The sequence below is a fragment of the Enterobacter sp. RHBSTW-00175 genome (assembly GCF_013927005.1).
Lineage (GTDB): Bacteria > Pseudomonadota > Gammaproteobacteria > Enterobacterales > Enterobacteriaceae > Enterobacter.
Map to the genome: position 1 here is coordinate 4,405,373 of NZ_CP055930.1, position 12,392 is coordinate 4,417,764.

Annotated in this window: 10 protein-coding genes and 1 other RNA gene; 7 read left to right on the forward strand and 4 right to left on the reverse strand. The window is 53.2% G+C overall.

Annotated elements, in window-relative coordinates; translation table 11 throughout:
- Nucleotides 1-99 precede the first annotated feature (99 nt).
- Both HV107_RS21290 and HV107_RS21295 read left to right on the forward strand, forming a co-directional pair.
- Entirely contained in the window at nucleotides 100-1,500 is a 1,401-nt protein-coding gene (locus HV107_RS21290) for an MFS transporter (protein ID WP_182060724.1), read from the forward strand.
- Nucleotides 1,501-1,503: 3 nt separating this feature from the next.
- Nucleotides 1,504-3,879, forward strand: a complete 2,376-nt coding sequence (locus HV107_RS21295; protein ID WP_182060725.1) for a glycoside hydrolase family 3 N-terminal domain-containing protein — start codon at nucleotides 1,504-1,506, stop codon at nucleotides 3,877-3,879.
- 5 nt (nucleotides 3,880-3,884) lie between these two features.
- On the opposite strand, the gene rprA is transcribed toward HV107_RS21295, so the two are convergent.
- Nucleotides 3,885-3,992: antisense sRNA RprA (gene rprA, locus HV107_RS21300), an RNA gene on the reverse strand.
- Nucleotides 3,993-4,188: 196 nt separating this feature from the next.
- Nucleotides 4,189-5,301: an AI-2E family transporter YdiK gene (gene ydiK, locus HV107_RS21305; RefSeq protein WP_182060726.1), complete on the reverse strand. Its 1,113-nt coding sequence runs from the start codon at nucleotides 5,299-5,301 to the stop codon at nucleotides 4,189-4,191.
- A 197-nt stretch (nucleotides 5,302-5,498) separates the two neighbouring features.
- Between ydiK and HV107_RS21310 the strand changes: the two genes are divergently transcribed.
- From HV107_RS21310 to HV107_RS21320, 3 genes are all read left to right on the forward strand, one after another.
- Nucleotides 5,499-8,555: an FAD-binding and (Fe-S)-binding domain-containing protein gene (locus tag HV107_RS21310; protein WP_182060727.1), complete on the forward strand. Its 3,057-nt coding sequence runs from the start codon at nucleotides 5,499-5,501 to the stop codon at nucleotides 8,553-8,555.
- The gene (menI, locus tag HV107_RS21315) at nucleotides 8,552-8,962 is read left to right on the forward strand and encodes a 1,4-dihydroxy-2-naphthoyl-CoA hydrolase (protein WP_182060728.1); all 411 of its coding nucleotides are present in this window, start codon (nucleotides 8,552-8,554) and stop codon (nucleotides 8,960-8,962) included. The genes HV107_RS21310 and menI overlap by 4 nt, the downstream gene beginning before the upstream one ends.
- A 94-nt stretch (nucleotides 8,963-9,056) precedes the next feature.
- Nucleotides 9,057-9,251 (forward strand): YdiH family protein, encoded by a 195-nt coding sequence (locus HV107_RS21320; RefSeq protein ID WP_014069924.1) that lies wholly within the window; start codon nucleotides 9,057-9,059, stop codon nucleotides 9,249-9,251.
- Nucleotides 9,252-9,296: 45 nt separating this feature from the next.
- Here the strand turns inward: HV107_RS21320 and HV107_RS21325 are convergent, their stop codons facing one another.
- Both HV107_RS21325 and HV107_RS21330 read right to left on the reverse strand, forming a co-directional pair.
- Nucleotides 9,297-9,926, reverse strand: a complete 630-nt coding sequence (locus tag HV107_RS21325; protein WP_182060729.1) for a helix-turn-helix domain-containing protein — start codon at nucleotides 9,924-9,926, stop codon at nucleotides 9,297-9,299.
- A gap of 66 nt (nucleotides 9,927-9,992) precedes the next feature.
- Complete coding sequence (locus HV107_RS21330) at nucleotides 9,993-10,652, reverse strand: winged helix-turn-helix transcriptional regulator (RefSeq protein WP_182063566.1); 660 nt, start codon at nucleotides 10,650-10,652, stop codon at nucleotides 9,993-9,995.
- Between the two features lie 444 nt (nucleotides 10,653-11,096).
- Here HV107_RS21330 and HV107_RS21335 point away from each other — a divergent pair, with 444 nt between their 5' ends.
- Nucleotides 11,097-11,627, forward strand: coding sequence for a fimbrial protein (locus HV107_RS21335; protein ID WP_182060730.1), 531 nt, complete (start codon nucleotides 11,097-11,099; stop codon nucleotides 11,625-11,627).
- Nucleotides 11,628-11,684: 57 nt separating this feature from the next.
- Nucleotides 11,685-12,362 carry a molecular chaperone gene (locus tag HV107_RS21340; RefSeq protein ID WP_182060731.1) on the forward strand — a complete coding sequence of 226 codons (678 nt, stop codon included), beginning with the start codon at nucleotides 11,685-11,687 and terminating at the stop codon, nucleotides 12,360-12,362.
- Nucleotides 12,363-12,392: the final 30 nt, after the last annotated feature.

The following is a 12,392-nucleotide window of genomic DNA, read 5'->3' on the forward strand; positions in this document are numbered from 1 at the left end:
GCGCAAAGCGTTGCTAATACTTGAGCCTTAACTGCGCATTACCCTACATGGTGCGCAACTGGTTGAAATACGTTTTAACCTGATAAAAGGCCCATAAAAATGAACATCTCTCCTGTCTTACGTACGAAAGATAAAATAGGTTATGGTTTAGGTGATATGGCCAGCGCACTGGTCTGGCAAACCGCAACATTATTTCTTGCCTATTTTTATACGGATGTATTTGGTTTGCCGGCAGCAATAATGGGAACCATGTTTTTAGTGGTGCGCGTGGTTGATGCCTTTGTCGATCCCTGTATTGGCGCGCTGGTGGATCGCACGCAAACCCGTCATGGCCGCTTTCGCCCGTGGCTGTTGTGGTTTGCCATTCCTTTTGGCGTGAGTTGCCTGATTACGTTCTATGTTCCCGATGTAGGGGCCACGGCGAAAATCATTTATGCCTGCGTGACTTACACCATCCTGAGTCTTATCTATTCGGCCATTAATGTGCCCTATTGCGCGATGCCCGGAGCGCTAACCCTTGACCCGCGTGAACGCCATTCGCTGCAATCCTGGCGGTTTGGTTTGTCCTTTATCGGCGGTCTGATTGTCACGGTTATTGCCCTGCCGCTGGTGGCAAAACTGGGTGATGGCAATGTGCAGAAAGGCTATTTCTACGCCATGAGTTTAATGGGGTTATTAGGCATCATTTTATTTTTCTGCTGTTTTATGATGACCCGCGAGCGTTATTCTCCCCGCAGCGATACTTCCGGTTCGATGCTTACCGATTTAAAACGCCTGGCGGGAAATAGCCAGTGGCGGATAGTGTTTGTGTTTAATATTTTATTGCTGACCGCAGTGGTTACGCGCGGCTCGGCAACCCTGTATTACGTTAACTATGTATTGTTGCGCCCGGAACTGGTTTTCGCCTTTATTGTTTCCGGTATGGTGGCCTCTCTCAGTGGGGCATTATTGTCTGAACGGTTATTGGGTAAATTCGACCGGGTTCGGGCTTATCAGTGGACGATTATCACCTTCGTTGTATTCGGCGCACTTATTTTCTTCCTGCCGCCGTCACAGGTCTGGCTGATATTCGGCCTGAACATTATCTTCAGCTTTATTCAAAACCTGACCACGCCGCTGCAATGGACCATGTTCTCTGATGTGGTGGACTACGAAGAGCATCGTAGTGGCCGTCGACTGGATGGGCTGGTGTTTTCCACCGCGCTGTTTGCCATCAAATTTGGCCTGGCACTGGGTGGCGCTGTGGTGGGCTGGGTGCTGGGCATGGTGGACTATGTGCCGGGCCAGGCCATACAGGCTCCGCATGTGCTGAGCACCATCAACGCACTCTTTACCCTGATCCCCTGCGCGTTGTTCATTGGTATGGTCGCGCTGCTCACCGTTTACAAACTCAATAGCCGACTGGTTGACACTATTGCCCGCGAACTTGCCAGCAAGCGCCAGGCGCGCCCGGACGCGGAAGCACTCAACCCGGCACTTCATCATGTAATCAAGGAGTAAAATATGACTGCAATCTATAAGGATGCGGGGCGTCCCGTGCAGGAACGCGTGGCGGATTTACTGGCCCGTATGACGCCAGAAGAAAAATTTGCCCAGATGCACGCGTACTGGCTGATCCTCGACGAACACGGCAACCATCGCGAGCGGACGGATTTGAGTGATGAGTTTGCGGGCGTCAGCGAGCAGGCAGCGCTGGGCGAGAGGCTGAAGCTGGGTGTCGGGCAGATAACCCGGCCATTGGGTACGCATATTGTTGACGCCAGAACGGGCGTGCGGGCGGCAAACCGCTTGCAGCGAATGATGATGGAAGAGACGCGGCTTGGCATTCCGGCGCTGTTCCACGAGGAGTGCCTGGTCGGCTTGCTCTGTAAGGACGCCACTTTGTTCCCCTCATCGCTGAACTATGGTTCAAGCTGGGACCCGGCGCTCGTCAGGCGTGCCGCAGAGCACATTGGTGCCGAGGCCCGCTCAGTCGGCTGTCAGCAGGGGCTGGCACCGGTACTGGATGTCTCGCGCGATGTCCGCTGGGGGCGTACCGAAGAGACGTTTGGTGAAGACCCGTGGTTAGTAGGCGTGATGGCCAGCGCCTATGTGGAGGGATTACAGGGCGAAAAACGCGACCTGCTGGCCACCCTGAAACACTATGTTGGCCACTCGTTCAGCGAAGGAGCGCGTAACCATGCGCCTGTGCATCTGGGATTCAGCGAGCTGAATGATACCTTCCTGCTGCCATTCGAAATGGCGGTAAAGCTCGCTCACGCAGGGTCGGTGATGCCCGCTTATCACGATATCGACAACCAGCCAGGCCACAGCGACAGCTTCCTGCTGACAACGGTGCTGCGTGAGCAGTGGGGTTTTGACGGCATTATCGTTGCCGATTACGGTGGCGTGAGCCTTCTGCATCAGCACCACGGTATTTCGCATGATGCGGCTGAATCGGCAGCGCTGGCGTTTAATGCCGGGCTGGACGTTGAGCTACCAAAAGATGACTGCGCGCGCCATCTGGCACAGGCGGTTGAATGTGGGCTTATCACCATGGCGAAAGTGGATGAAATCGTAGGCCGCGTACTGACCGAGAAATTCCGTCTTGGGCTGTTTGAAAAACCTTATGCCGATGAAAATGCCATTGATCTGCAAAATGACGCCACCCGGCAGGTTGCGCGCGAGGTAGCGACCCGTTCGCTAACCTTGCTTGAGAATAACGGCATTCTGCCGCTCAGCGGAAAACCGCGTGTGGCGGTGGTGGGGCCAACGGCGGACGATCCGCTGGCATTGCTGAGCGGTTATAGCTTCCCGGTGCACTTAATCATCAGCGATATGGTGGAAGAAACCTCGCAGGTGACGACACCGCGCGCGGCGCTTGAGCACTACCTGGGGGCATCGCAGGTCCGTTATGCCAAAGGCTGTCACATCATCGAAAAACGCATGGCGGGCGCGCCAGTCTTCCCGGGCGACAGCGGCGGGAAACCGATGCAGCAATCCCCGGTTTCACACAGTACCGCCCTTATTCCCGAGGCCGTGCGCGCGGCACAAGAGAGTGATGTGGTGGTGGCCTGTGTCGGGGATCTTGCCGGATTGTTCCAGAGCGGTACCGTCGGGGAAGGTTCCGACACGGACTCCCTGAACCTGCCTGGGGTGCAACAGCAATTGCTGGAAGCGCTTGTCGCAACAGGTAAACCGGTAGTGGTGGTGATGACCGGGGGCCGGCCGTACAACCTGCAAGGCCTGGAGGACAAGGTCGCGGCATTTATGCTGGCCTGGGCACCCGGACAGGAAGGCGGCTGGGCGATTGCCGATGTGCTGACCGGCCGTGCAGAGCCGCAGGGCAGGCTGGTGGTCAGCGTGCCGAAAAGCGCGGGGGCAATGCCGTATTACTACAACCACAAACTCAAAAGCGGCGGCACGCCATTTGCGTTTCACTTTGGCTCGCGTTATCCCTTCGGATTTGGTCTGGGCTGGAGCGAATTTGGCTTAAGCAACCCGATGCTGGCATCAAATAAGATTGATATTACAGGGGAAGTGACCCTGAGTATTGATGTGACCAACAGCAGCGAACGCAGCGGCAGCGAAGTGGTGCAGATTTACGTACGCGATAAAGTGGCAAGCCAGGTGCGCCCGTTGCAGGAGCTGAAAGCCTTCCAGCGGGTGACGCTCTCACCCGGAGAGACAACCCGGCTGATCTTCACGTTGCCGGTCGATATGTTCAACTTCACCCGCCGCGATGGTAAGCGAATTGTCGAGCCGGGCGAGTTTGAGCTACAGATCGGCACGTCATCGGCAGATATTCGCGAGGTGGTCACGGTGAATGTCACGGGTGAGACGCGGGTGTTGCCTGCCGACTGGCGGATGCTAAGTCATTGTGAGGCGAAGAACGTCTGAGAAGGATAAAAAAAAGCCCATCGTGGGAGATGGGCAAAGACTACACACAGCAATTCGTTGTTTCACTCAGGGGATTTCCATGCTTATAAATCAAGGTGTTGATTTATAACCGTGAGCTAATAGTAGGCATTGAGGTTTTTTGCGTCGATCAGATTCGTCTCAATAGTTAAAGAGACGTAAAGATTTTTTGAGGTGAATGACAGAGTTACAGGCGATGTAGCCGGTCTGACCAGTGAAATGATTAATGATGTTTAAGTATTACGAGGAAATCAGGCCGGGTAAGCGCAGCGCCACCCGGCGATACCGTTATTACCTGTTTTTGTCTTCCCGCTCTTCCAGTTCGCTGAGGATCTCGTCGGGGTCGGTGCCTGGTGGTGGTACTTCATGCACCCAGGCAGAGAACAGTCGCCAGGTGACAGCCAGCAGCACCGGGCCAATAAACAGACCAATCATGCCGAATGCAATCAACCCGCCGATAACGCCAGACAGGATCAGAATCAGCGGCAGATCCGCACCCATACGAATAAGTATTGGGCGAATGACGTTATCCATCGTACCGACCACGCAACTCCAGACCAGCAGAACGGTACCCCAGGTGGTATCCCCGGTCCAGTAGAGCCAGACAATGCAGGGGATCAACACCAGCAATGGCCCCAGTTGCGCAAGGCAGGTCATTATCATGATGACGGTAAAGATAGTGGCGTATGGCACACCAGAAATCGCAAGACCGATACCACCCAGAACGGCCTGAACCAGCGCCGTCACCACCACACCCAGCGCAACGGCACGTACGGCCTGAGCCGCCAGCAGGATAGCTGCATCACCACGTTTACCGGCCAGACGGGTGGCAAAATGTCGCACACCCAGTGCAACCTGCTCACCACGCCAGTACAGCAGGGCGCTAAAGGCCAGCATCAGCGTACAGTGCATCATAAAGCGACCAATGTGCGCGGCCTGGCCGACAAACCAGGTCGTCGTGGTGCCAATATAGGGGCGTACTTTCGCCATCAATGCGCTGCCGCCCATCTCCAGCAGGCCGTGCCAGCCGCTGTAGAGTTTTGAACCCACCACCGGAATACTGTTCAGCCAGGCAAGGTCCGGCAGCGTCATGTCGCCAGTGCTGATGGCGCGAATAACCGGGCCGCTGGTATCAACCAGGCTATTGACCAGTAAGGCAATGGGAATAATAAACAGCAGGAACAACAGTAAGGTCATGACCAGTACGGCAAGCGCACGGCGGCCAAACAGCAGTTTCTGTAAACGCAACAGTAATGGCCAGGTGGCGACGACTACTGTACTGGCCCAGGCGAAGCCGAGCACAAAAGGCTGAACAATCCACAGACACGCAATAATCATGATTGCCAGAAACAGCACTGACAGCAGAATTTGCGCAACATCCCTCGGCTGACGAAGATTGACCATAAATGAAACTTTCCTTTGATAACACCAGCCAGGCTGGCGAGAACATGAAACCGCGTCACTCTAATCATTAGTGATTTCAGCGATTTTTGACAGGCAGATTCTGCATGTAATTCTGCTGAGCGTATAAGAAAAAAATGTGATAAAACTTTCCAGACACAACGCAAACGATTTCACACCTCTAATTAGGGTCGACCGTAATGATCCCACAGATTTCTCAGGCACCTGGCGTCGTTCAGCTGGTGCTTAATTTTTTGCAGGCACTGGAGCAACAGGGTTTTACAGGTGATACCGCCACAAATTATGCCGACAGGCTAACAATGGCGACCGATAACAGTATCTACCAGCTTCTTCCCGATGCAGTCGTCTTTCCCCGCTCGACGGCAGATGTGGCATTAATTTCCCGTCTGGCGGCGCAGGAGCGCTTTACTTCCCTGGTGTTCACCCCGCGTGGCGGCGGCACCGGCACAAACGGCCAGGCGCTTAATCAGGGCATCATCATTGATATGTCCCGCTATATGAACCGCATTATTGAAATCAACCCTGAAGAGGGCTGGGTGCGTGTTGAAGCGGGTGTTATCAAAGATCAGCTCAATCAGTATTTAAAACCCTATGGCTACTTTTTCGCACCGGAGCTGTCTACCAGTAACCGTGCGACCATTGGCGGGATGATCAACACTGATGCGTCCGGACAGGGGTCGCTGGTGTATGGCAAAACCTCCGATCATGTGATGGGCGTCCGCGCGGTACTGCTGGGTGGCGACATCCTTGATACTCAGCCAATGCCCGTTGCGCTGGCCGAAACGCTGGGCAAAGATAACACCGCCAGCGGGCGAATTTATCGCACCGTACTGGAACGCTGTCGCGACAACCGTCAGTTGATCCTCGATAAATTCCCCAAACTGAACCGCTTCCTGACGGGCTACGATCTGCGTCATGTGTTTAACGATGACCTGACCCAGTTCGATTTGACCCGCATTCTGACCGGTTCGGAAGGCACGCTGGCATTTATTACCGAGGCGCGTCTGGATATCACCCGGCTGCCGAAGGTCCGCCGTCTGGTCAATGTGAAATACAACTCTTTCGATTCTGCGCTGCGCAATGCGCCGTTTATGGTTGACGCGCGGGCGCTGTCGGTTGAAACCGTCGACTCAAAAGTGCTTAACCTGGCGCGGGAAGACATTGTCTGGCACTCCGTGAGCGAACTGATCACCGACGTGCCGGATAAAGAGATGCTTGGCCTGAACATCGTTGAATTTGCTGGCGATGACGCCGAATTGATTGAAAGCCAGGTGTCGACGCTCTGTCAGCGCCTGGACGAGCTTATCGCCAGAGGTGAGGGCGGGGTCATTGGCTGGCAGCTGTGTAACGACCTTTCCGGTATCGAGCGTATCTATGCGATGCGTAAAAAAGCGGTGGGGTTACTGGGCAATGCCAAAGGCGCCGCTAAACCTATCCCGTTTGCGGAAGACACCTGCGTACCGCCGGAGCATCTGGCTGATTATATTGTTGAGTTCCGCGCATTGCTGGATAGCCACGGGCTGAGCTACGGCATGTTTGGCCACGTAGACGCCGGGGTACTGCACGTGCGACCGGCTCTGGATATGTGCGACCCGCAGCAGGAGATCCTGATGAAACAGATCTCCGATGATGTCGTTGCGTTAACGGCAAAATATGGCGGTCTGCTGTGGGGCGAACACGGCAAAGGCTTCCGCGCCGAATACAGCCCGGCGTTTTTCGGTGAGCAACTGTTCGGGGAACTGCGCAAAGTCAAAGCGGCGTTTGACCCCGATAACCGCCTTAACCCGGGCAAGATTTGCCCGCCAGAAGGTGTGGATGCGCCGATGCTGCGCGTGGATGCGGTAAAACGCGGCACTTATGACCGGCAAATTCCTATCGCCGTACGCTCATCCTGGCGCGGTGCAATGGAGTGTAACGGTAACGGTCTGTGCTTTAACTTCGACGCGAAAAGCCCGATGTGTCCGTCGATGAAAATCACCAGTAACCGTATTCATTCGCCAAAAGGGCGTGCAACACTGGTGCGCGAATGGCTGCGTCTGCTGGCCGATCGCGGTGTCGATCCGCTGAAGCTGGAAAGTGAGCTACCGGAAAAAGCGGCCAGCCTGCGCACGCTTATCGAACGCACGCGGAACAGCTTGCACGCCCGGAAAGGCGAATATGATTTCTCTCATGAAGTCAAAGAAGCCATGTCCGGTTGCCTGGCCTGTAAGGCCTGTTCGACCCAGTGCCCGATTAAAATCGACGTCCCGGAATTCCGTTCGCGTTTCCTGCAACTTTACCACACGCGCTATCTGCGCCCGGTGCGCGATCACCTGGTCGCCACGGTGGAAAGCTATGCACCACTGATGGCGCGAGCGCCCAAGACGTTCAACTTCTTTATCAATCAACCGCTGGTACGTAAGCTCTCCGAAAAACATATCGGCATGGTGGATCTGCCGTTGCTGTCGACGCCATCGTTACAGCGTCAGCTGGTGGGGCATCGTTCTGCAAACATGACCCTGGAGCAGCTTGAAGCGCTAAGCGCAGAGCAAAAAGCCAACGTGGTACTGGTGGTGCAGGACCCGTTCACCAGCTACTACGATGCGCAGGTCGTGGCAGATTTTGTCCGTCTGGCTGAAAAAATCGGTTATCAGCCGGTGGTGCTGCCATTCTCGCCAAACGGTAAGGCGCAGCACATTAAAGGCTTCCTGAACCGCTTTGCGAAAACCGCACAGAAAACGTCGGACTTCCTTAACCGTGTTGCGACGCTGGGGATCCCGATGGTCGGCGTCGATCCGGCGCTGGTGCTCTGTTATCGCGATGAGTACAAGCAGACGCTTGGCGAAAAACGCGGGGATTTCCACGTTATGCTGGTGCATGAATGGCTGCCTGCGGCGTTGCAAAAAACAGCGACCAAAGAGGTCAGCGGCGAGTCATGGTATCTGTTTGGACACTGTACCGAGGTGACGGCATTGCCGGGGGCACCTGGACAATGGGCCTCTATTTTCGCCCGCTTCGGTGCGAAGCTCGAGAGCGTCAGCGTTGGGTGTTGCGGCATGGCGGGAACCTACGGGCATGAAGTAAAAAATCATGAAAACTCACTTGGGATCTACGAGTTGTCATGGCATCAGGCCATGCAGCGTTTACCGCGCAACCGTTGCCTGGCGACGGGTTACTCCTGTCGCAGCCAGGTGAAACGCGTTGAAGGTAACGGTGTACGCCATCCATTGCAGGCTTTACTGGAGATTATGGGATGATCTGGAAACGAGCAGTGACGCTTCAGGCGCTCAATGCTATGGGTGAAGGGAATATGGTGGGCTTGCTGGATATCCAGTTTACCCGCATGGGTGAAGATTCGCTGGAAGCGACCATGCCTGTCGATAGCCGCACGCATCAGCCGTTTGGCCTGCTTCACGGTGGTGCCTCGGTGGTGCTGGCTGAAACGCTTGGCTCAGTCGCAGGCTATTTGTGTACCGAAGGGGAACACAAAGTGGTGGGGCTGGAAGTGAACGCCAACCATATTCGCTCTGTTCGCAGTGGACGCGTGCGCGGTGTCTGCCGTGCATTGCACGCAGGCAGCCGTCATCAGGTGTGGCAGATTGATATTTTGGACGAGCAGGAACGGCTGTGCTGCTCATCGCGTCTGACGACGGCGGTGGTGTAACGCATGTAAACATCCAGGATGTTTTGCCTTTGGTCAAAATCTGCGCAGTAAAACGTGTTATACTGCTCAGGTTTTGTACACAAGCGAGGACATCATGGATACCGAATTGAACCCAACCCAACTGGCAGTTGAATATTTACGTCGCGATAAGAGCAACCTGTCTCCGGCGCAGTACCTGAAAAAGCTGAAACAGCTTGAGCTGGAATTTGCAGATTTGCTGGCGCTCTCTTCCAGCGAGCTGAAAGAAGAGATCTATTTTGCCTGGCGGTTGGGCGTTCATGTCCATTAATTGCTGAAAAAGGGCCGCGCTTGCGGCCTTTTTTGTCTCTGGCATTCAGTACTTCGCCGGGAGTTTGTTAATTTTAATGAGCCTGCCTTCTTCCATCTCTACATACCCACCCGCTTTCAGGTCGGCCAGAATACGCATCACACCACTGCGGGAAAGCTGGGTTTTATCACGAATGTAGCGTTCAGCGGTAATACCCCTGCGATATGATTCTTCTTCACTCATTAACAGCATCAGCTGCTGGCGGATCATCTCATACGCCGTCGGGGCACCGTTAGGCATAATGGTATGATAGAGCCGGTTGTACATAAACATCAGATGGTTTGATACCAGCCCCCATAGCCCCTTTTCCTGAATGATGACGTTGAGCTGCGCCGTAGGCAGCGTACCAATCTTGCAGGGTGTGACCGTTTTTAGGTAGTCGTCAAAAAAGATGTCATTGAGGTTGGCCACGCCAAAAAAGGCCGGGCTCTTTGCCGTCGACAGCATCAGATTGTCGCTTCGCCGATAAATGGCAACGGTCCCTTCCAGAATCAAATAACTCATTCCCTGACCATTAACCACCAGAGCCAGCATCTCTCCACGACCTGCGCTACGAAGGGCAGAATAAGGTTGTAATTGAGTAATGAGCTCTTGTGCATAGGGAGAACCGCGATGCAGCTTTTCTGTGGCGGACATAATCTGAACCCGAAAGAATCCTCTTTCTGATTATAGCGATACTCCACTTCACCGACAGTCGCGGGGTCAGTATTTTCGTGGCAAATGATGGATATCAAGCAGGACACCGCGCGCCATGGTGATGTACTTCCCGGTGCGCAGTTCCGCCAGTATGCGCATGATCCCGCTGCGCGACAGCCACGTTCGGCTTTGTATATACCCTGCCGCCGTCATGTTCAGCCGTATTGCTTCAGGCTCCTGCATCAGCTCAAGCAGTTGAAAACGGATAATGTCATAGGCGGACATCTGCGAGATCCGCGAGCAGTGTTCGTAAACGCGGGACGCGGTATAGATCAGCAGATGCGAAAAGGGCTCCCATAAATTGCGTTGCGCAACCACACTGTTGAAGCATGCCAGCGAAATACCCGCTATCTCGGCGGTTTCCAGTGCCCTGACGTACAAGTGCTCTGAGGAGAATTGACTGCTCACGCCGAGCACAAACGGTGAGGATTCGGAATTGAGCACAATGCCATCTCCCCGACGGTGCAGCGCCACACTCCCCTGGAGTAGCAAAAAGCACTGACGAATATCGTTATTATAATATTGGATGACTTCGCCTCGCGACATTATGCGTCTTTCTGCAAAAGGGAGGAGGTTATCGATTATTTTCTCGATGTGTTTATAGGGTTTGGCGGTAAGCACGGGTGTTTTTTCAATATCGAGAATGGGGGACATTCGGGTGTTCATAAGATACCTCACTGACGGATGCGATCGTTTTTTGATCGGCATAGAGAATTATCTTAAAAAACAGCATGTCATGGAATATATAAGGCAGGTCTAAAAGTAGACCGCTGCAATTGATGTTCCTAATACTATGAATTTTAAGGTTGAACATTATGGGTCTAAAAGTAGACCGAAAATAAATCGACGTAAGATATTTCAAAAATAAAATTGTTTTAATTTTGTTAAACAGAAGTCTACAGCTAGACCGCAAAAAAGATTGTGTGCCGAAAAAGAGTTGTATAAATTTTATTCGTCAACAGGCATGACCCAACATGTTTAATCAGCGCTTTGAAGCGGTGTTATTTAATGGGCGCCTGAAAAATATAAAAGGCAAGAGATGATGGGTGAATATCCACGACTCTCTTTATCTGGATTTTAGTAATAAATAAAGTGATGCAGGAACAAGTTATGAAAAATAAGATGATGATAGCAATACTGGCAGTCAGTACCGCGTTGGCAACAACCCACGCTTTTTCCGCCGCGGGCACCGTTAATTTTAACGGAAATATTCTGGATTCTGCTTGCGACGTCGATGTGGCTTCTCAGAATCAGGTCGTGGTATTAGGGGATTATTATAAGACCGAGTTCTTAGCGACCGGAGCAAGAACCGCAGCAACGCAATTTAATATCGTGTTGAAAAACTGCCCGGTGACAGTCACGAACGCGAAGGTTCGTTTTGATGGTACCCCAGATACAACCAATGCCAGCCTGCTGGCGATTGATTCGTCTGCGGCAGGTGCCGCGACCGGTGTGGCGATCAACCTGATGAGCGCGGATAAGGCGGACTTGCCGCTCCATGGCAGCAACAGCTATAGCTATCCGCTTATCAGCACCGCGGATAATACGCTGAGTTTTTATGCACAGTATATTTCCACCGCCGCAACGGTTACCGCGGGTCCGGCGAACGCTGTAGCTAACTTCTCAGTGGTTTACAACTAATATTTTGCAGCAATCTGTAAGGGGCCAGCCCGGCCCCTTTGTAGTATGAGGTTTATCATGCGTTTTATCACCACAGCAGGACTCGCCCTGGCGCTGTCAGCACTGACGCTGGCCACGGCTAATGCCGGCGTTATTATTGGCGGTACCCGGCTCATATTTGAAGGGACTAAAAAAGAAGCGTCAATAAACATAAGTAATCCTGACGCGACGCCTTATTTAATTCAGTCATGGATAGAGATGCAGGAAGGGCATGCAGGTAAAGCGCCGTTTATTATTACACCGCCATTATATCGCCTTGATGGAGGGCAAAAAAATATTGAGCGTATTGTGATGACGGGCGCACTGCCTCAAGAGCGGGAAAGTCTGTTTTGGCTGAATGTCAAAGCGATCCCTTCGGCGTCAATGCAGACGAACGCTCTGCAAATTGCAGTGAAAACGCGGATCAAACTGATATACCGGCCGGAAGGCCTGCGGGCGTCAACACCAGAGGAACAAGCGAATAAATTAACCTGGCAACGAACCGGGAATGAAATTCAGGTCAACAACCCCACACAATATGTCATCAATTTTAATGAAATTACGCTGGGGGGTAAGAAACTGGATGAGGTGACCTATGTTTTACCCGGCTCCTCAACCCGGTTTGTATTACCGAACGAGGCCAGAGGGCATTCGCTCACGTTTAACATTATTAACGACTATGGCAGTCCCGGCGTATTACATCAAACCACGTTGTGATCTTTTTACATCCGGCATGCCTGCATTAAC

Bases quoted from the DNA above. Each gene is read 5' to 3' on its own strand.
- HV107_RS21290 (WP_182060724.1), top strand. From the start codon at position 100: ATGAACATCTCTCCTGTCTTACGTACGAAAGATAAAATAGGTTATGGT.
- HV107_RS21295 (WP_182060725.1), top strand. From the start codon at position 1,504: ATGACTGCAATCTATAAGGATGCGGGGCGTCCCGTGCAGGAACGCGTG.
- ydiK (WP_182060726.1), bottom strand. From the start codon at position 5,301: ATGGTCAATCTTCGTCAGCCGAGGGATGTTGCGCAAATTCTGCTGTCA.
- HV107_RS21310 (WP_182060727.1), top strand. From the start codon at position 5,499: ATGATCCCACAGATTTCTCAGGCACCTGGCGTCGTTCAGCTGGTGCTT.
- menI (WP_182060728.1), top strand. From the start codon at position 8,552: ATGATCTGGAAACGAGCAGTGACGCTTCAGGCGCTCAATGCTATGGGT.
- HV107_RS21320 (WP_014069924.1), top strand. From the start codon at position 9,057: ATGGATACCGAATTGAACCCAACCCAACTGGCAGTTGAATATTTACGT.
- HV107_RS21325 (WP_182060729.1), bottom strand. From the start codon at position 9,926: ATGTCCGCCACAGAAAAGCTGCATCGCGGTTCTCCCTATGCACAAGAG.
- HV107_RS21330 (WP_182063566.1), bottom strand. From the start codon at position 10,652: ATGAACACCCGAATGTCCCCCATTCTCGATATTGAAAAAACACCCGTG.
- HV107_RS21335 (WP_182060730.1), top strand. From the start codon at position 11,097: ATGAAAAATAAGATGATGATAGCAATACTGGCAGTCAGTACCGCGTTG.
- HV107_RS21340 (WP_182060731.1), top strand. From the start codon at position 11,685: ATGCGTTTTATCACCACAGCAGGACTCGCCCTGGCGCTGTCAGCACTG.